Here is an 18,479-nt window from a genome sequence, read left to right as displayed (position 1 = left end):
CAAATCAGATTCAACGCTAGCTTTTGGAGGCTGGCGATGGATGGCGAGGTTTTGCGCGACGATCAGTGGGAGAAGGTGAAGCCGTTCGTTCCGGGTGGTCGCAAAGGCAAGCGCGGACCGCGCAGCGATGGGCGTCGGTTCTTCGACGCCTTGTTGTGGATGGCGCGATCAGGCGCACGCTGGCGGGATCTGCCGGAAGAGCGTTTCGGGCCCTACCAGACGGCCAAGCGGCGCTATTATCGCTGGATTGAGATGGGGGTGTTCGATCGCCTGTTCGAGGCCGTGGCGACCGACCCCGACCTGGAATGGCTGGCCATCGACGCCACCGTCATCCGGGCGCAGGCCCAAGCTGCCGGCGCCCGGCATAAAAGGGGGGACCTGAAGCCCAGGCTCTCGGCCGCTCGCGCGGCGGCTTCGGCACCAAGATCCATGCTGTCGTAGACGCGCTTGGCCTGCCGGTCCGCTTCCAGATCGGTCCCGGACAGCAGAACGACATGGCGCCGGCGTGCCAGCTCGTCGCCGGCCTGGCATCGGGCAAGGTCATCGCCGACCGCGCCTATGATGCCGACAGCCTTCACGATGTCATCCTCAACGAGGGCGGCGAGCCGGTCATTCCGCCGCGCCGCCACCGCAAGTACCAGCACAGTTATGACCAGTTCGCCTACCGCCAGCGCTGGGGAATCGAAGGCTTCTTTGCCAGGCTCAAGCAATGGCGGCGCATCGCCACCCGCTACGACAAGCTTGCCGTCAACTTCCTCGGCTTCATCAAGCTCGCAAGCATCATGCTCTGGCTCAAATAGCTAAATTGTCACCACAACCTAAGCCTACGTTTCGGTCTGAGCGCCTTCGGCGGCTGCCTTGACGGGGCTCGCCGCCGGCTCGTCGTTTGGCGCGTATTTGTTGAGCAGGGGAAGCTGGCTCATCGCGAACGCCATGGTCAGCGGCATGATGCCCCAAACCTTGAAGGCCACCCAGAAATCATCGGAAAAATTGCGCCAGACGATCTCGTTGAGCGCGGCGAGCACAAAAAAGAAGATGCCCCAGCGCAGGGTCATCAGATACCAACCGCGGTCCTGGAGCTTATAGACTTCACCGAACACATAGCGCAGCAGGGAGTGGCCGAAGGCCAACCCGCCGAGCAGAACCGAGCCGAAGAGCACATTGGTGATGGTGGGTTTGAGCTTGATGAACAACGCGTCCTGAAAATAGAGCGTCATGCCGCCAAAAACCAGAACCACGACGCCGGTCACCAGCGGCATGACCGGGATGGTTTTCAGGATCAGCTTGGAAAGTACCAGCGAGATCGCCATGGCAACCATGAAAACGGCGGTCGCAAAGATGATCGGCTGGCTGAACCAGGTTTGAAGTGTCGGAAATGCCTCGAGAATATTTTCGCCCTGGGCATTGACGATGAAAAAGACAACCAGCGGCCCCAGCTCGAGCGAGAGCTTTGTCAGAGCAGGTTTGAGATCCTCGATGCTCGCTTCGGCGGTTTTGGGTTGGCTTTGCGCCATAATCTTACTCCTTGCCCGCAATCGCGCGGGCGAAATCTGAGGCCCTGAAGGGCTCGAGATCGCCAATGGCTTCCCCGACGCCGATAAAATGGATGGGCAGTCCGAATTTCCTGGCGATGGCGACGAGGATGCCCCCGCGCGCCGTCCCGTCGAGCTTGGTCATCACAAGACCGGTTACACCCGCTTTCTGGCCGAAGATTTCGACCTGATTAAGGGCATTCTGACCCGTTGTGGCATCGAGTGTCAAAAGCGTGGCGTGCGGAGCGTCGGGATCGCGCTTTTTGATGACCCTGATGATCTTTTCGAGCTCATCCATCAGTTCGCTGCGGTTCTGAAGCCTGCCAGCCGTATCGATGATCACGACATCGGTCCCGGTGTCCTGCGCCTTGGCCACCGCGTCGAATGCCAACCCCGAGGCGTCCGCGCCAGTTGGACGGGTCATCACTTCGACATCGTTGCGCTGGCCCCAGACCTGAAGCTGTTCGACGGCTGCGGCGCGAAACGTATCGCCGGCAGCCAAAAGCACCGATTTTCCCTCGGCCCTGAGCTTGGCCGTAAGCTTGCCGATCGTCGTTGTCTTGCCCGAGCCATTGACGCCGACCATGAGGATCACGAAGGGCTTGCTGGTGCTATCGATGGTGAGCGGCACCGCCACGGGCCCGAGTGCAGCCTCGACCTCAGCGGCCAGAACGGCCCGCACGTCCTCTGTCGAAACGTCTTTGTCGAATTTGTCGGCGCGCAATTTTTCGGTGATCGTCATGGCCGTATCGATGCCCAGATCGGCGGTGATCAAGGTGTCTTCGAGGTCCTGCAGCGTTGCTTCATCGAGCTTGCGCTTGGTGAAGATCGCGCCGATCGAAGAGGTGAGATTGTCCGAGGACCGTTTGAGACCGGCGCCCAGGCGCTGAAGCCAGTTGCGTGGCTCGGCCGGCTCGGCAAGTGGGGCGGCAGGAGCCGGCTCGCGTTCACTTGCTGCGGGCTCTTCCGGATCGGATGCAATCTTGTCCTCGATAGCATCGGGTCGCTCGAGCGGGTCGGTCACGTCGTCCGGCGTGGGCGGTTCGTGCGCTGGAGGATTGGGATGGCCCCGTTCGAGCCATTCGGCCTGCATTTCGGGCGGAGCGGCATCGCGCGAATCCTCGCTCTCTGCCGATGGTTCGGGCGCTTCACGCTCCTCGCGCAGCGCAGCCAGAGCCTCCTCTTCGCCACGCGGCTCCTCGGTGGCCCGTTCGATGGCCTCCTCGGTATCCGATTTCGGCTGGGGTTTTTCGCCGAACAGGCGTCCCCAGAAGCCGGGCTTTTTGTCTTGGGTCATGCAGCAACCTTGTCGCGGCGGGCAATCAGCCCGTCGGTGGATGTTCCATCGATTTCGGCGGTAACGATATCGCCGGGCCGTCCGCGCTCAACGGCAACGGGTATGAACTGTTCCGTGCGCCCCATGCCGTCGCGTTCGACAAGAATGCTTTCGGTCTTTCCGACCCGGGAGGCGCAGAGCCTTGCAAACTGGGTTTCGCCCAGCGCGCGCAGCCGTGCCGCACGCTCTTTGCCGATACGGCGCGAAACCTGGGGCATTTTCGCCGCGGGTGTGCCCTCACGGGGGGAAAAAGGAAAAACGTGAAGATAGGTCAGATCGGCTTCGGTCACGAAACGCAGCGTATTTTCAAACATTATGTCGGTTTCGGTCGGAAACCCCGCGATGATATCGGCGCCGAACACCATGTCGGGCCGCAGGCCGCGCAGTTTTTCCACGATCCCCAGCGCATCGGCGCGGCTGTGCCGGCGCTTCATGCGCTTCAAGATCATGTCATCGCCCGATTGCAGCGAGAGATGCAGGTGCGGCATCAGGCGCGGATCGGTCACCGCTTCATAGAGCGCAGGATCGGCTTCGATGGAATCGATCGAGGAAATGCGCAAGCGCTGCAGGGACGGGACATGCTTGAGGATCGATTGCGTGAGCCTGCCCAGTGTGGGCGAACCGGGCAGATCGCTGCCATATGAAGTGATATCGACCCCGGTCAGCACCACTTCGGCATAGCCATTGTCCACCAAGCGCCTGATCTGATCGACGACGACCCCCATGGGCACCGAGCGTGAGGGGCCGCGGCCAAAAGGGATGATGCAGAAGGTGCAGCGGTGATCGCACCCGTTCTGGACCTGAACGAAAGCCCGCGCCCTGCCATCGAGCCCGTCGATCAGATGGCCCGCGGTCTCGGTCACACTCATGATGTCGTTGACCTGAACCTTGTCGTTCAGGGCCACGCCGAACGCGATAGGCCGATAGCTTTCAGCCTTGAGCTTGTCGTTGTTGCCGATCACCAGATCGACCTCGGCCATGTCGCCGAAATCGCGCGCCTGGGTTTGCGCTGCGCAGCCGGTGACGATGATCCTGGCGTCGGCGTTTTCACGCCGGGCTTTGCGGATGGTTTGTTTGGCCTGGCGCACGGCTTCCGCGGTCACCGCGCAGGTGTTGATGATGATTGCGTTATCGAGACCGGACTTTTGCGCCTCGGCCTTCATTACCTCGGATTCATAGGCATTGAGCCGGCACCCGAAGGTTATGGTCTCTATGCTCATGCGGCATCCTCGCCCAAAAGGGTAGGCGGAATGAAGCCTTTCCCGTCCAGCGTCCACGGTCCGGTCATCAGGATGTGATCGTCGGCGGCGCGCCATTCGATATCGAGCGGGCCGCCCGGAAGTTCAATGGTCGCTTTGCGCCCCGTCAGCCCCTTGCGGGCCGCGGCCACGGCGGTGGCGCAGGCGGCGGTGCCGCATGCCAGCGTCAATCCCGCACCGCGTTCCCAGACCTTGACCCTGATGCGGTCGTCGGCGAGCACCTGGGCCAGCGTGACGTTGGCGCGCTCTGGAAAGATCGGATGGTTTTCGAGCATGGGTCCGAACTTGGCAAGGTCATGGATATCGAGATCATCGACCCAGAAGATTGCGTGCGGATTGCCGACATTGACCACCGAAGGGGTGTGCAGGAGCGGTTTGTCGATGGGACCGATCTGCAGTTCGATACCTGTCGTATCCGAAAAGGGTTCAGCGAGCGGGATCTGATCCCAGGCAAAACGCGGTACGCCCATGTCGACAGTCACGATATCGCCGGCCACGTTTGCGGCCAGAATTCCCGCATTGGTGCGAATGGTCGCGCTATTGGACCCCAGTTCCTCAGCGACGAGCGCCGCAATGCAGCGCGTGGCATTGCCGCAAGCGTCGACCTCGCCGCCTTCGGCATTGTAGATGCGCATGAACACATCGACGCCATCGACGGTGTCGGGTTCCATGACGATCAGCTGGTCGCAGCCGATCCCGTTGGCCCGGTCCGAAATGGCGATAATCTGCTGTTGCGACAGCGCAATTTTCTGCGCGCGCGCATCGAGAACGACAAAGTCGTTTCCAAGGCCATTCATCTTGAGATAGGGCAGTGGCGCAGTCATTTTCGGGCTTTTCGGCTCAACCAAGTGTCATCTTTGGCTTATATGGCGCAAAAGTCTTGCGATTTCCACCTTTGCACCCGATCGTGCTGCAATTGACTCCGCTCGCCTGCCTGCTTATAAGCCGCCTCGACCTTCTGTCAGAAACGATGGATTTGCGAGTCACTAGGCAACCCGAGAGGTTTCCGGTCAACATCCGCCAGCGCGTTGCGCCCGCGGGTGTATTTTGCATTTGGCCGGTTGGGACCCATATTCGCATCTATCCTGACACGAACGAAATGAGCGAAGTATGTTTGAAAGCCTGTCAGACCGCCTGGGCAAGATCTTTTCCGGGATCACCGGAAGAGGTGCGCTGAGCGAAGCAGATGTGCAAGCGGCGCTGCGCGAAGTCCGCCGCGCGCTGATCGAGGCCGACGTTTCGCTCGAAGTGGTGCGCGCCTTTACTGAACAGGTCGGCGCGCGCGCCGTGGGCGCCGAAGTCACCCGCTCGGTAAAGCCCGGCCAGCAGGTCATCAAGATCGTCCATGACGAACTGGTGGCGGTCCTGGGCGAGGAGGCCTCGCCCATTTCGCTCAACGCCCCATCGCCGGTGCCGATCCTCATGGTCGGCCTGCAGGGCTCGGGCAAGACCACCACCACCGGCAAGATCGCCAAGCGGTTAAAGGACAAGCAGAATAAGCGCGTCCTGCTCGCGTCGCTCGATACGCGCCGTCCTGCCGCCATGGAGCAGCTCAAGACGCTGGGCGGCCAGATCGGGGTCGATGTGCTCGAGATCGTCCCCAACCAGTCAGCGGTCGAGATCGCCAAGCGCGCGATTTCAACCGCTCGGACCGGTGGCTATGACGTCGTCATGCTCGATACGGCGGGCCGCACCCATATCGACGAAGAGCTGATGGAAGAGACCGCCGAGATCAAGCGCGTCTCCAATCCGCATGAAATCCTTTTGGTCGCCGACAGCCTGACCGGTCAGGACGCCGTCAACCTGGCGCGATCGTTCGATGCGCGCGTCGATATCACCGGTATCGTTCTGACCCGTGTCGATGGTGACGGGCGCGGCGGTGCTGCGCTTTCCATGCGAGCCGCGACCGGCAAGCCGATCAAGCTGATCGGTGTCGGCGAAAAAATGGACGCGCTGGAAGATTTCCATCCCAGCCGTATCGCGGATCGCATTCTGGGCATGGGCGACATCGTCTCGCTGGTCGAAAAGGCCGCGGCGAACGTCACCGCCGAAGACGCCCAGAAAATGGCCAAGAAGCTCAAGAAGGGTCAGTTTGATCTCGACGACCTCATGGGCCAGCTTTTGCAGATGAAAAAGATGGGCGGCATGGCCTCGCTCATGAAGATGATGCCGGGCATGGGCAATATGGCCAAGAACCTGCCCAATGGCCGCACCGACGACAAGGTGTTCGATCGCCAGGTGGCCATCATCCAGTCGATGACCAAAAAGGAACGCGAAAAGCCCGATTTGCTCAACGCGTCGCGCCGCAAGCGCATTGCGGCGGGTTCGGGTGTCGAAGTTTCCGAAATCAACAAGCTCATCAAGATGCATCGCCAGATGGCGGACATGATGAAAAAGGTCTCGCGCGGCGGACCGGGCGGTCTGGCCGGCATGTTCGGGGGCATGGGCAAGCAGATGATGGGCGGAATGCCCGACATGGACCCGGCCCAGATCGAACAGATGACAAAGCAGATGGGGGGCGATCCTTCCAAGCTGCCCGATGATTTTTCCAAGCTGGTCAAGCAGGGGGGGAGTGGAATGCCCGGCCTTCCCGGACTTGGCGGCTCGAAATTCCCGGGGCTTCCGGGACTGCCCGGATTGCCGGGCAAAAAGAAGTAACCGACTTAAATTCTATCCAAGCAGAAAGACAAAGACACCATGGCTACCAAGATCCGCCTGGCTCGCGCCGGCTCCAAGAAACGCCCTTACTACCACGTCGTCATTGCCGACGTGCGCGCCCCGCGTGACGGCCGCGTCATCGAGCGCATCGGTTCGTACAACCCCATGCTCGAAAAGGGCGACGAAAAGCGCGTCGTGCTTGATATCGAGCGCGCCACCTACTGGCTGCAGAGCGGTGCCCAGCCGACCGATCGCGTCGAGCGTTTCCTTGATGCCGCGGGCCTTTTGAAGCGGACCGCCAAGAACAACCCCAACAAGGCAAAGCCGGGCGCCAAGGCGCTTGAACGCCTCGAGGAAAAGAAGGCCGCTGAGGAAGCCGCCAAAGAGGCTGCCGCAGCTCCGGCTGAGGAAGCCCCTGCCGAAGAGGCTCCCGCTGCTGAAGAAGCGACCGCCGAGTAAGTTCGGTGACCGGGCGCAAAATGCCTGAAAACCTCATTCTCATGGGCCGCATCGGAGCGGCCCATGGGATAAAGGGGGAGGTGCGCATCACGGCGTTCACCGAGGACCCCCTGGCCATCGCCGATTACGACCCGCTCGAAACCGACCGTCCGGGACTGTCGATCTCGATTGCCAAGGCACGGCTGGCCAAAAACGTCGTCGTCGCGACGCTCAAAGATGTCACCGACCGCAACGATGCCGAAAAGCTCAACGGCGTTTCTCTCTATGTCAGCCGCGATCGGCTCGACGAGCCGGACGAAGACGAATTCTATTATGCCGATCTGATCGGACTCGAAGTGCGGCTTGTCGACGGCGCAGTATTGGGCACCGTTTCGGCCATCGAAAATTTCGGCTCCGACGATCTGTTGGACATCAAGCTCGCTGAAACGCGCAAATCGGTCTATCTGCCGTTCACCAAAACGGTCGTTCCCGAGCTCCACATCGCCGATGGTTATGTTATCGCCATTCCGCCCGAGGGATGGCTCGAGGATACGCCGCGCGATCCCGAAGATGTCGAGCCGGACGAAAGCCGATGAGCTTTCGCGCTTCGGTCATAACGCTGTTCCCTGACCTTTTTCCCGGTCCGCTCGGCGCTTCGGTCATCGGGCGCGGCATGGAAAAGGGGGCATGGTCGCTCGAAACGCATTTTTTGCGCGATTATGCCGGCGACAAGCATCGCACCGTCGACGATACGCCCTCGGGCGGCGGCGCGGGTATGGTGCTGCGGTCCGATATTCTGGCCGCGGCGCTCGATGATGTCGCGCCTAATGGTGATCCGCGCCCGAAAATCCTGATGAGCCCGCGCGGTGCTCCGCTTACCCAGCAGCGGGTGCGCGAACTGGCTCAGGGTCCGGGCGCTGTGGTCGTCTGTGGGCGCTTCGAAGGCATCGACCAGCGGGTCATCGATGCGCGCAATCTCGAAGAGATTTCGATCGGCGATTATGTGCTGGCCGGCGGCGAAGTGGCCGCCATGGTGCTGCTCGAAGCCGTGGTGCGGCTCTTGCCGGGGGTTTTGGGCGCGGCGGAGAGCCATGCGGACGAGAGCTTTGAAAACGGCCTGCTCGAATATCCGCACTACACCCGCCCCCAGAGTTTCGAGGGCCGCGACATTCCCGAAATCCTGACGTCCGGCGATCATGGCCGGATCGAAAAATGGCGGCGCGAACAATCGGAAGCCCTCACCCGACAAAGACGCCCCGACCTGTGGGAACTCTACACCCAAAAGTCCTAGACTCCGGGGCGCATGGCGTGTATAGCGCGCTCGACTATGGGATGAGCACATCCCGCCGTCCAAACAAGACCGGGCCCAAAAAGGGCTCCTTTGAAAAGATAGAACGGAAAACGAAATGAACATTATCCAGCAGCTCGAAAAAGAGCAGCTCGAAGCGCTCGTTGCAAAGCGTGCGGTTCCCGAATTCTCCCATGGCGATACCGTCAAGGTCTGGGTCAAGATCCGCGAAGGCGAAAAAGAACGCCTTCAGGCCTATGAAGGCGTCGTGATCGCCCGCACCGGCGGTGGGCTGATGGAAAGCTTCACCGTCCGCAAGATCTCGTATGGCGAAGGCGTGGAACGCGTGTTCCCCGTTCACTCCCCGATGATCGACCGCATCGAGATCCTCAAGCGCGGTAAGGTCCGGCGCGCCAAGCTCTATTATCTGCGCGATCGTCGCGGCAAGTCGGCTCGTATCTTTGAATCGACCAATGCCCGCACCAAGAAGATCGAGGCCGATGAGCGTCAGGCCGCCGTCGAAGCCCGCGCCGCGCGCGAGGCCGAAAAGGTCGCCGCCGCCGAGGCTCTGGCCGCTGAACTGGCCGCGCAGGAAGCAGCCGAAAAGAAGGCTGCCGAGGAAGCTGCTGCTGCAGAGGCCGCAGCCGCTGCCGAAGCTCCCGCTGAAGAGAACAAGGGCGAATAAGCCCGTCTTTTTCCCCAATATCGCTAAAGCCCGGCCGTGATGGCCGGGCTTTTTTGTTTGCAGCGGGAATAAATCGGCGGCCACTGGTGTCTAACAAATGTGGGGGCGTGCGCTGGGCGCATTTGCCCCGTCATGCACCAAGGGAGACATCGTAATGACTTTCCGACTCTTCGCTTCGCTGGCCACCGGCGCGGCTGCTCTTGTTCTTACCGCCGGCGCGGCGTTTGCCGCCCCTGACGTCCAGACATTGGAAACCGATATCGGCGAGGTGATCGCCGATTCCGAAGGCATGGTGCTCTACACCTTCGCCAATGACGAGCCGGGCGTCTCCAATTGCTATGAGCAGTGCGCCGTCAACTGGCCGCCCTTCTTCGCGGAGGAAGGTGCCATGGCCGAAGAGCCCTATTCGATCGTGGAGCGCACTGACGGCACCATGATCTGGGCCAAGGATGGCATGCCGCTTTACTACTGGATCAATGATACGGAACCCGGAATGACGTCCGGTGATGGCGTTGGCGGCAATTGGGACGTGGCACGCCCCTGATGCTAAGATGCCCGGCGCGGCTCTGGTGGAGCTGTGCCGGGACAATCGCATGCGTGACGCGCTCTTGATCCATCTGCCGGCGCTCAGGCGCTATGCCCACGGACTTGCGGGCAGTCGGGAAGAGGCCGAAGACCTCCTCCAGACAACGCTGTTGCGCGCCGTCGAGAACCAGAGGCAATGGCGGGGAGAGAATGGCAAGAGCTGGCTCTATGCCATAATGACCAACCTCAACCGCAACCGGCTGAGAACAAGGGCGCGACAGCCCCTGCTGCAACCGATAGGTGAGGACCTGGCCGTGTCCGACGATGCGCCGGCGCCCGACCCATTGCTGCACAATACGTTGATGCGCGCGCTCGATACGCTCAACCCGGAGGCGCGCGCGGTTCTGTTGCTTGTCGCCATCGAAGGATGCGCCTATGCCGAAGTCGCCCAGATCCTGGACCTGCCGATCGGAACAGTGATGTCGCGGCTGTCGCGTGCCCGCCGGCAATTGAGCGAATTGTTGGCCCACAAATCCATAACCTCCCTTTCGAACCGATGATGTCGCACGCCCATGAACAGTGAAAACGGCAAACCAGTATCGGAGGATGAACTGCATGCCTTTGTCGATGACAGGCTCGATGCGGAACGCAGTGCGCAGGTTCGGGCCCATCTGGACGCCAACACTGAGCTTTCCGACGAGGTGGAGACCTGGCGTACCAATGATGCTGCGCTATCCGAGCTTCTTTCGGCCTATGGATATGGAGACATGTCCGACCTCCCCCCCTCCACCCGTTGGCCCGTGGCACGTTTGGGCGGCTGGCCGGCAATTGCCGCGGCGCTGGTTATCGCGTTCGGGCTTGGTGGGGGCTCGGGCTATCTGGCCCGTGGGCTCTGGATGCAACCGCCGCAAGCCCAGTTGGCCGAAATGGAATCGGCGTGGCTCGAAATGGCGGCGCGGGATGTTTTTTTGACCTATGTCCGCGAAGTGCGTCATCCGGTCGAAGTGGATGCATCCGAGCGCGACCATCTGGTCAACTGGCTGGGCAACCGCATCGAAAAGCCCTTCACCGCGCCCAGCCTCGCCGATCTGGGGTTCGAGCTTGTCGGTGGGCGGCTGTTGCCCATCGGGGGAAAGCCGGGCGCCATGCTGATGTATGAAAACGCCCAGGGCGACAGGGCCACGATTCTGATGGCCCGCAATACCGGCGCCCGCGACACGGCATTTCAGTTTTCCGAAGATTCGGGCGTCAATACGTTCCGCTGGATCGACGGCCCGCTGGCCTATGCGATTTCGGGGTTCCTCGATCGCGGCGCACTCGAAGATATCTCTCGTGAGGTTTACGCGCATTTCGAAACCATCTAGTCGATGAGTGAACCTCAACCGGTGGCCGGCGTTGGACTGACATGAGCGATTTCGACGCCAGCGCGCGCTTTCGGGGCGCGACGATACACGCGGGATTGGGCGAAGCCTTTTTCGATCCGGCCCGTCCCGCCGATTTTCCGCAAGCCGTCCTGCGTTACCGCAATCGGCATTGGGCCGGGCGCATGGGGCTGGACGGGCTCACCGATGCCCAGTGGGTCGAGCATTTCGGGCGGTTTGCACCCTTGCCGGGGAGTTTTGAGATCCCCCTCGCGCTGCGCTATCACGGCCACCAGTTCCAGAGCTACAATCCCGATATCGGAGACGGGCGGGGGTTTCTGTTTGCTCAAGGGTATGATCTTGCCGACGGCAGGTTGCGCGATTTCGGCACCAAGGGGTCGGGGGTGACGCCCTTTTCGCGGGGTGGCGATGGAAAGTTGACACTCAAGGGTGGTGTGCGCGAAGTGCTGGCCACAACGATGCTCGAAGCGCTCGGGGTCGAAACTTCAAAAAGCTTTTCCCTGATCGAAACCGGCGAAGCATTGTTTCGCGGCGATGAGCCCTCGCCGACCCGGTCCTCGGTGCTGGTCCGCCTTTCGCACTCTCATATCCGCATCGGTACGTTCCAGCGCCTCGACTATTTCGAGGATTATACGCGGATGGCCGGGTTGGTCGAACATTGCATCGCGCATTATTATTCAGAGCTTTCCGATCTTCCCCCTGATGCGCGGGTTCCGGCTTTCATGGGTGCGGTGGCCGAAAATGTGGCCAGGGTCACGGCGCAATGGATCGGGGCAGGCTTCGTCCATGGCGTGCTCAACACCGACAACACCAACATTACCGGCGAAAGTTTCGATTACGGTCCCTGGCGCTTCCTGCCGGTTTATGACCCACGCTTCACGGCTGCCTATTTCGACGAGACTGGCCTTTACGCGTTCGGTCGGCAACCCGATGCGATGGCCTGGAACCTCACGCGACTGGCAGAATGTCTGGTTCCGATTTCGAGCGTTGAAAAACTCGAGCCCGAACTCAACCGCTTCTGGCCGGCCTTCCAGTCCCAGCTTGCGAAAGTGATCGTGGGCCGACTGGGCTTGATCCCACGCGGTGCGATTGCCGACGGCGAGCTGCTGTCGGCCCTTTTTGCCTTTATGGCCGTCGACCGCCCTGCCTATGAGCAGGTGTTTTTCGACTGGCGCGGAGGGTTCGCTTCAGAAAAGCGCGCGCTGTCGAGCCCGCAGGCCGCACTTTACGACAGTGAAAGCTTCAGCGCCTTCAAGGCGCTGCTGGCGGCCTATGAAAGCGCGCCCGACGCCAATCTTTTCCATCCCTATTTCGCGCGGACCGAACCGCGCACCATGCTGATCGAAGAGGTCGAGGCCATCTGGGCGCCGATTGCGGCGGCCGATGACTGGGCCGGCTTTACGGCGGCCATCGAGGAGATCGAGGACATGGGCCGGGCGTACGGGGTTGAAACTTTCACCATCAATTGACTGGCGGGGGGGCGTTTGAGCGCGTACAAAACACGCCCATGAACGCCTCTCCGCTCCGGCTCGGTCTTGCCAGTGTTGTTTTGTGCCTTGCCGCGCTGCCGGCCGGCGCCATCGAGATTCGCAACCAGGCCGATACGGTTGTCGAGCTCTTCACCAGCCAGGGCTGTTCCCGGTGCCCCGATGCGGATCGGCTGCTGGCCCAGCTTGGCGCGCGTGAGGATATCGTCGCCCTGGCCTATCATATCGACTATTGGGACTATATCGGCTGGGAGGATACCTTCGCCCTGCCGGCCAATACCGAATTGCAGAAGGGCTACGCCGAAAGCTGGGGCAAGAACCGGATTTATACGCCGCAAATGGTCATCAATGGCCAGAGCGCGGTTGTGGGGTCGGACGTCGCCGAGGCCGAGCGCGCCATCGAACAGGCAGCGCCGCTGCTGCCGGTCACCCTGCGAATCAACGGGCCGGATTCGATCGTCTTCAGCGCCCCGGCCGATCAGGAGTTGTCAGCCGCCGTGGTCTGGGTGGTGCCCTACAGGGCCCGCGCCGAGGTGACCATCGAACGCGGTGAAAATTCCGGACAGGCCCTGCCTTATACCCATATCGTCACTTCCCGCCAGGCCATCGGCATGTGGAATCCCGCTCAAGGCGCGGAGATCACCATTCCCCTCGAAGAGGTCCTTGGCCCCAATTCGGATGGCGCCGCCATCATCGTCCAGGAAAAGAATGGCACGCTGCCCGGGCGGATCCTGGGCGCTTCATTGTTTATTCGTTGAGGCGGACACAAGAAAAACTCCCCGTGTCATATCGATGACCGGGGAGCCAGAGGCTTTGATTTTGGAGGACGCAAAGCCTCTCAAAAGGTGCCAGGATTTCCCGGAGGCAAGGCCGGGAAGGGCGCCGGCCAACTGAATCCATGGTTTGGGGGCTCGGTGGATTCAGAGGCCGGCTACTGGAGGCAATGATGCAATCCTAGGCGCGCAAAATGGCGCAAGAAGGGTTCGATTGTGGCTTAAATCCGGTCAATTGGAGGAAAGTTTGCGCCGGGTGTCGTTGCAGATGGCCCTTGCCAGCGCATGCGAACGCGGCAATCATCGTTACATGATCGTCACATCCGCAAGGAGGTAGTCCGGTTTGAGCGAGCGTTTCGACAGCAAGAAGGGTGACGTTTTTCCCTTTTCACCCACCCGCTCCCCAGGCCGGCCCGTCCCCATTGTCAGTTTCGACCGTAGGGAACTTGCGCTTATCCTCAATGTCTATGGACGCAAGGTGGCGGCTGGTGAATGGCGCGACTATGCGCTCGATTTCGGGCGGGAACGGGCCATGTTCTCGATCTATCAACGCACGTCCGAGCGCCCGCTCTTCGTCGTCGAGAAAAACCCGAAGCTGGCGCGACGCCAGGGGCAGTACATGGTTCTGGGCAGCGATGGCCGGGTGCTCAAGCGCGGACACGAGCTTTCAAGCGTTCTGCGCATACTCGACCCGCAACTGCATGTGGTCCGCTAGAGTATTTCCGCTTTTCTTCGAATCGCGAAAATCCTCTAAGTTGTTGTTTCGTCGCGCGTCCGAACCGCAAAACCGTTTCCACTTTTGCTGGACGCGCTCTAAAAATTTCCCGACGTGCTGTCCAATGCCGGTGGCAAAAAAGAAAAGGCCGCGGAAATCGATCCGCGGCCTCGTATTGTCTGGACTGCAAGGCAGCCCCATGGACGCTCGCTATTCGCGATTGCCGAACAGGCGGAGCAGCATCAGGAACAGGTTGATGAAGTCCAGATACAGGGTCAGCGCGCCCATGATGGCAAGCTTGCCCAGGCCTTCATGGCCGATATTTTCGGCATAGGCTTCCTTGATCTTCTGGGTGTCGTAGGCGGTCAGGCCAACAAAGATCACGACACCGATCGCCGAGATGGCGAATTCGAGAGCCGAGCTCTGCAGGAAGATATTGACCACCATTGCGATGATGATGCCGATCAGGCCCATCATCAGGAACGAGCCCATTCCGGTCAGGTCGCGCTTGGTTGTGTAGCCGTAAAGGCTCATCGAGCCGAACATGGCGGCGGTGATGAAGAAAACCTTGGCGATCGAGGCCGACGTATAGACGAGAAAGATCGAGGAGAGCGAGAGACCCATGACGGCGGCAAAGCCCCAGAAGGTCATCTGAGCTGCCCCGAAGGAGAGCTTGTTGATCCCGAAGGAGAGGACCAGCACGAAGGCCAGAGGCGAAAGCATGATGACCCAGGCGAGCGGGCTGCCATAGATCGTCTGCGCCACTGCGGGGCTCGACATTGCCCATTGCGCAAAGAAGAACGCGACCACGCCGGTTACGGCCAGGCCGATGCCCATATAGTTGTAAACACGCAGCATATGGCTGCGCAGACCCTCGTCGATGGCGGCGGCCGTGCCTACGCGCCCAGCGACGGTCTGACGGTCGTATTGTGCCATTTTCCGTTCCATCCTCAGTTAAAAGTGGCTGTCCGGCAACCGGAACGGCCCCATGCCGCCCCCGGATTTGCCAGTTGCCGATTAATATGGAGATGGGACGTTGAAAATACAAGCGAAACCGATGATCCATCGAGACCGGCATCGCCTGTTTTACGGGTTTTTGATTCCCGGGAGACAGCGATGTGATAGGCTTTGATTCGGGCCGCGCCGGATCGGCCGGTCGGCCGGGACATGGAGGGTTTTCGCTCATGCCCAGACTGTTCACCGGTCTGCAAATCCCCTCAGATATCGCCTTCGTTCTTTCCCTCAAGCGGGGTGGGCTGTCGGGTGCGCGCTGGATCGATCCGGAAAACTATCACGTCACCCTGCGCTATATCGGCGACATCGACCATCGCACGGCGGGGGAAGTCTATGACGCGCTCGAAATGCACGCCGATGTCGAACCGTTCGATCTCACCATTTCCCATCTCGGCGTTTTCGGCGGCAATAAGCCGCGGGCGCTTTACGCCGCCATCGCGCCTTCAGAGCCCCTGAATCGGCTGCAAGCCAGCCAGGAGCGCCTGCTCCAGCGCATCGGGCTCAGCCCCGACGGCCGCAAGTTCGTGCCGCACGTTACGCTGGCCCGCCTGCGCGATACCGGTCCGTCCGATCTGGCGCGCCACATCGCGCAGGCCGGGCATTTTGCGCCCATGCAGTTTTCCGTCGATGAGTTCGTTGTGTTTTCCAGCCGGGATTCGGTGGGCGGGGGCCCCTATATCGTCGAACAGGACTATCCGCTGGCCGCCTGATACCTCGATCTTATTCAGCCCGCGTTCACCCGCGTCGGCGCACAAGACGTCTCACAAATATGGGATGGATCAGGCCCAATTCCGGCCAAATTCATCCCTACTTTGTGTCCCGGTCGGGAAAAGCCGCGCGTATTTGCTCCTTGGTAACCATAATGGGTGCAAAAAGAGCGGCAATCATGTGCATCTATGAGAGAATTAAGGGGAAGGGTTTGGCGATGACTTTTACGTTTCGCAGCCACATCCGCCGCACGGTAGCCGCTTTGGTCTCCGGAGCGGCCGTGCTTTGTGCCAGCCCGGCGGCCTTTGCCGCCACCAATCTGGGAACCTTCGATTTCTGGACGGCGTGGTCAGATACCGATGGCGGAGGCAAGATCTGCTATATCTCTTCGACGCCCCAGACCACCGAGCCCACCAATGTCAATCGCGGGGCGATCCATTTCATCGTCACCATTCGGCCCACAAACCGCAACGAGGTCGCGACGATTGTCGGATATCCGATCCACGAGACAAATGCCGACGCGTCGGTATCGGTGGACGGTCGGTCCTATCCCATGGTGACCCAGGGCGAGTCGGGCTGGCTGGCCTCCATCGAGGATGAACCGGGCTTTGTGGGCGCCATGCGGGCCGGATCGAACATGGTGGTTCGTGCCACCTCCCAGCGGGGCACCAATACGGTCGACACCTATTCACTCCGGGGTGTTACCGCAGCTCTCAACGAGGCGGCGGGGGAATGCCCGGAATAGCGTGACCGCTTGCGCGAAAAGCAGCAATTTGGCAGAGGTCGGGTCCGCCCGACCTTTTGCATTTGAACCCGCCCGGATCGTTTAGGACCTTTTTTCATGGCATTCCGTTTCGCCGATATCCTGACCATCGCCACAATAGCGACGGGGGTGTGTCTATCGCCTGCTCTTGGGCAATCGGTGCGCATCCTGGGCGAACACAATGCATGGTCGGCCTATGCGACGACCGAAAGCGCCGGTCAGATCTGTTTCGTCCTCTCGCGGCCAACGGCGACCGAACCCACCCCCGCCGGGTTCACCGAGGCCTATTTCTACATAACCCATCGTCCCGCGCAGGGCATACGCTCGGAAATCAACGTGGTTTCAGGCTATCAGTTCGAGCCGCAAAGCATGGCGACCTTGACCGTGGGCAGTCAGAATTTCGAGCTCTTTACCGAAGGGGACGCCGCATGGATGGCCGAACCGGGTCAATCGGAAACCGCCGTGCAGGCCATTCGGGCCGGCTCGACCATGTCGGTTACGGGCACGAGTGCGGACGGGCAGAGTGTGCGTCAGTCGTTTTCACTTTCGGGCGCCACCGCTGCGGGGCGCGCCATGGATGGAGCCTGCTAGCTCCGACTTTGCGCCCAACGCCCGATTGTGCTAGAGGCTGGCGCTGGATGCGCTGCCGCCTTGAAACCGGCCGGCCCAAATCCATATACCCCGAAACCCTCACAGTCCTTCTGGAATACCGCCCATGAGTCTGGCGCTCAATATCGATCATGGATCCGTGCCGCGTCCGCAAAAATCCGGACCGCTCGATCTGCTGGGCCTTTCCAAGAAGGAGATCAGCGCGCGACTGGCCGAAACCGGGCTTTCCGAGCGCGATTCACGCATGCGGGCCAGCCAGCTCTGGAACTGGATCTATGTGAACGGGGCCACCGATTTCGGCGCGATGAGCAATATCGCCAAGGGTCTGCGGGCCGATCTGGCGCAGGCTTTTACCATCGGGCGCCCGGAAATCGTTTCCGAACAGGTTTCCAATGACGGCACGCGCAAATGGCTGTTCCGCTTCCGCGACCCGGCGCACCCCAACATGCCGCCGGTTGAAGTGGAAACCGTCTATATTCCGGAATCGGATCGGGGAACGCTGTGCGTTTCCTCGCAGGTCGGCTGCACGCTCACATGCTCGTTCTGCCATACAGGCACCCAGAAGCTGGTCCGCAACCTCACTGCCGGTGAAATTCTGGGCCAGGTGATGATGGCGCGCGAACGGCTCGGGGATTTTCCGGGCGGCGTCCGTCCCACCGACGGGCTGGTGCCGCATGGCGAAAGCCGGGCCATCACCAATATCGTGATGATGGGCATGGGTGAGCCGCTCTACAATTACGAGAACGTCAAGCAGGCGCTGCTCATCGCTTCGGATGGCGAAGGGCTTTCGCTGTCGAAACGCCGGATCACGCTTTCAACCTCGGGTGTGGTCCCCCAGATCGAGCCGACCGGATCGGAAATCGGGGTCATGCTGGCCATCTCGCTGCACGCCGTGCGCGACGATTTGCGCGACGTTCTGGTGCCGATCAACAAGAAATGGCCGCTCGAAGAACTGCTCGAGGCCTGCCGGACCTATCCGGGGGTATCGAACGCCAAGCGCATCACCTTCGAATATGTGATGCTCAAGGGCATCAATGATTCCGATGCCGACGCGCGCGAACTCGTGCGGCTTCTGGCCAAGATTCCCGCCAAGATCAATCTGATCCCGTTCAATCCCTGGCCGGGATCGAACTATGTGTGCTCGGACTGGGACCGGATCGAATCGTTTGCCGATATCGTCAACCGGGCCGGCTATGCCTCCCCGGTCAGGACGCCGCGCGGCCGCGACATCTTTGCGGCCTGCGGGCAGCTCAAATCGGAAACCGAGCGCCTCAAGAAAAAGGATCGCGAGGCGTTCATGCTCTGAG

Annotated in this window: 21 protein-coding genes; 16 read left to right on the top strand and 5 right to left on the bottom strand. The window is 60.9% G+C overall.

What is annotated here, in order from left to right; all coding sequences use genetic code 11:
* The first annotated feature begins 36 nt into the window (after window positions 1–36).
* Window positions 37–800 (top strand): IS5 family transposase gene (locus KKY_RS20140; RefSeq protein WP_148264185.1). Its coding sequence is split into 2 segments (ribosomal slippage): window positions 37–367 and window positions 367–800, totalling 765 coding nucleotides; the frame shifts between segments, so codons are not numbered across the junction.
* A 24-nt stretch (window positions 801–824) separates the two neighbouring features.
* Here KKY_RS20140 and KKY_RS16020 read toward each other — a convergent pair.
* The 4 genes from KKY_RS16020 to dapF are packed head-to-tail and all read right to left on the bottom strand — an operon-like array spanning window position 825 to window position 4,951.
* Entirely contained in the window at window positions 825–1,514 is a 690-nt protein-coding gene (locus KKY_RS16020) for a septation protein A (RefSeq protein WP_014132420.1), read from the bottom strand.
* Window positions 1,515–1,518: 4 nt separating this feature from the next.
* On the bottom strand, window positions 1,519–2,829 hold the full coding sequence (gene ftsY, locus KKY_RS16015; protein ID WP_014132419.1) for a signal recognition particle-docking protein FtsY: 1,311 nt from the start codon (window positions 2,827–2,829) through the stop codon (window positions 1,519–1,521).
* On the bottom strand, window positions 2,826–4,088 hold the full coding sequence (mtaB, locus tag KKY_RS16010) for a tRNA (N(6)-L-threonylcarbamoyladenosine(37)-C(2))-methylthiotransferase MtaB (protein ID WP_014132418.1): 1,263 nt from the start codon (window positions 4,086–4,088) through the stop codon (window positions 2,826–2,828). The genes ftsY and mtaB overlap by 4 nt, the downstream gene beginning before the upstream one ends.
* The gene (gene dapF / locus KKY_RS16005) at window positions 4,085–4,951 is read right to left on the bottom strand and encodes a diaminopimelate epimerase (RefSeq protein ID WP_041528839.1); all 867 of its coding nucleotides are present in this window, start codon (window positions 4,949–4,951) and stop codon (window positions 4,085–4,087) included. The genes mtaB and dapF overlap by 4 nt, the downstream gene beginning before the upstream one ends.
* A 286-nt stretch (window positions 4,952–5,237) precedes the next feature.
* Between dapF and ffh the strand changes: the two genes are divergently transcribed.
* The 11 genes from ffh to KKY_RS15950 all read left to right on the top strand — a co-directional run bounded on the left by ffh (window position 5,238) and on the right by KKY_RS15950 (window position 14,078).
* Window positions 5,238–6,785 (top strand): signal recognition particle protein, encoded by a 1,548-nt coding sequence (gene ffh, locus KKY_RS16000; RefSeq protein ID WP_014132416.1) that lies wholly within the window; start codon window positions 5,238–5,240, stop codon window positions 6,783–6,785.
* A gap of 39 nt (window positions 6,786–6,824) precedes the next feature.
* Window positions 6,825–7,244, top strand: coding sequence for a 30S ribosomal protein S16 (gene rpsP / locus KKY_RS15995; RefSeq protein WP_014132415.1), 420 nt, complete (start codon window positions 6,825–6,827; stop codon window positions 7,242–7,244).
* Between the two features lie 5 nt (window positions 7,245–7,249).
* Window positions 7,250–7,819 carry a ribosome maturation factor RimM gene (gene rimM / locus KKY_RS15990; protein ID WP_202945627.1) on the top strand — a complete coding sequence of 190 codons (570 nt, stop codon included), beginning with the start codon at window positions 7,250–7,252 and terminating at the stop codon, window positions 7,817–7,819.
* Window positions 7,816–8,514, top strand: coding sequence for a tRNA (guanosine(37)-N1)-methyltransferase TrmD (gene trmD / locus KKY_RS15985; protein ID WP_014132413.1), 699 nt, complete (start codon window positions 7,816–7,818; stop codon window positions 8,512–8,514). The genes rimM and trmD overlap by 4 nt, the downstream gene beginning before the upstream one ends.
* A gap of 115 nt (window positions 8,515–8,629) precedes the next feature.
* Window positions 8,630–9,196, top strand: coding sequence for a 50S ribosomal protein L19 (gene rplS / locus KKY_RS15980; protein WP_014132412.1), 567 nt, complete (start codon window positions 8,630–8,632; stop codon window positions 9,194–9,196).
* Window positions 9,197–9,350: 154 nt separating this feature from the next.
* Window positions 9,351–9,740: a COG4315 family predicted lipoprotein gene (locus KKY_RS15975; RefSeq protein ID WP_014132411.1), complete on the top strand. Its 390-nt coding sequence runs from the start codon at window positions 9,351–9,353 to the stop codon at window positions 9,738–9,740.
* Window positions 9,741–9,789: 49 nt separating this feature from the next.
* Window positions 9,790–10,281: an RNA polymerase sigma factor gene (locus KKY_RS15970; protein WP_014132410.1), complete on the top strand. Its 492-nt coding sequence runs from the start codon at window positions 9,790–9,792 to the stop codon at window positions 10,279–10,281.
* A gap of 12 nt (window positions 10,282–10,293) precedes the next feature.
* A complete protein-coding gene (locus KKY_RS15965) occupies window positions 10,294–11,085 on the top strand; it encodes an anti-sigma factor family protein (RefSeq protein WP_014132409.1) in 792 nt (263 codons plus the stop codon).
* A 41-nt stretch (window positions 11,086–11,126) separates the two neighbouring features.
* The gene (locus KKY_RS15960) at window positions 11,127–12,572 is read left to right on the top strand and encodes a protein adenylyltransferase SelO family protein (RefSeq protein ID WP_014132408.1); all 1,446 of its coding nucleotides are present in this window, start codon (window positions 11,127–11,129) and stop codon (window positions 12,570–12,572) included.
* Window positions 12,573–12,610: 38 nt separating this feature from the next.
* On the top strand, window positions 12,611–13,348 hold the full coding sequence (locus KKY_RS15955) for a DUF1223 domain-containing protein (protein WP_014132407.1): 738 nt from the start codon (window positions 12,611–12,613) through the stop codon (window positions 13,346–13,348).
* Window positions 13,349–13,706: 358 nt separating this feature from the next.
* Window positions 13,707–14,078: a DUF2794 domain-containing protein gene (locus KKY_RS15950; RefSeq protein WP_014132406.1), complete on the top strand. Its 372-nt coding sequence runs from the start codon at window positions 13,707–13,709 to the stop codon at window positions 14,076–14,078.
* 210 nt (window positions 14,079–14,288) lie between these two features.
* Here the strand turns inward: KKY_RS15950 and KKY_RS15945 are convergent, their stop codons facing one another.
* On the bottom strand, window positions 14,289–15,014 hold the full coding sequence (locus tag KKY_RS15945; protein ID WP_014132405.1) for a Bax inhibitor-1/YccA family protein: 726 nt from the start codon (window positions 15,012–15,014) through the stop codon (window positions 14,289–14,291).
* A gap of 248 nt (window positions 15,015–15,262) precedes the next feature.
* Between KKY_RS15945 and thpR the strand changes: the two genes are divergently transcribed.
* The 4 genes from thpR to rlmN all read left to right on the top strand — a co-directional run bounded on the left by thpR (window position 15,263) and on the right by rlmN (window position 18,478).
* Window positions 15,263–15,802: an RNA 2',3'-cyclic phosphodiesterase gene (gene thpR, locus KKY_RS15940; RefSeq protein WP_041529566.1), complete on the top strand. Its 540-nt coding sequence runs from the start codon at window positions 15,263–15,265 to the stop codon at window positions 15,800–15,802.
* A gap of 215 nt (window positions 15,803–16,017) precedes the next feature.
* Window positions 16,018–16,545 (top strand): invasion associated locus B family protein, encoded by a 528-nt coding sequence (locus KKY_RS15935; protein WP_014132403.1) that lies wholly within the window; start codon window positions 16,018–16,020, stop codon window positions 16,543–16,545.
* A gap of 96 nt (window positions 16,546–16,641) precedes the next feature.
* Window positions 16,642–17,154 (top strand): invasion associated locus B family protein, encoded by a 513-nt coding sequence (locus tag KKY_RS15930; protein ID WP_014132402.1) that lies wholly within the window; start codon window positions 16,642–16,644, stop codon window positions 17,152–17,154.
* 124 nt (window positions 17,155–17,278) lie between these two features.
* Complete coding sequence (rlmN, locus tag KKY_RS15925) at window positions 17,279–18,478, top strand: dual-specificity RNA methyltransferase RlmN (protein ID WP_014132401.1); 1,200 nt, start codon at window positions 17,279–17,281, stop codon at window positions 18,476–18,478.
* Window position 18,479 lies beyond the last annotated feature (1 nt).

The sequence above is a fragment of the Pelagibacterium halotolerans B2 genome (assembly GCF_000230555.1).
Classification (GTDB): Bacteria; Pseudomonadota; Alphaproteobacteria; order Rhizobiales; family Devosiaceae; genus Pelagibacterium; species Pelagibacterium halotolerans.
Note: the sequence above shows the minus strand (reverse complement) of the source record. Positions and strands in the feature narration are given on the sequence as shown.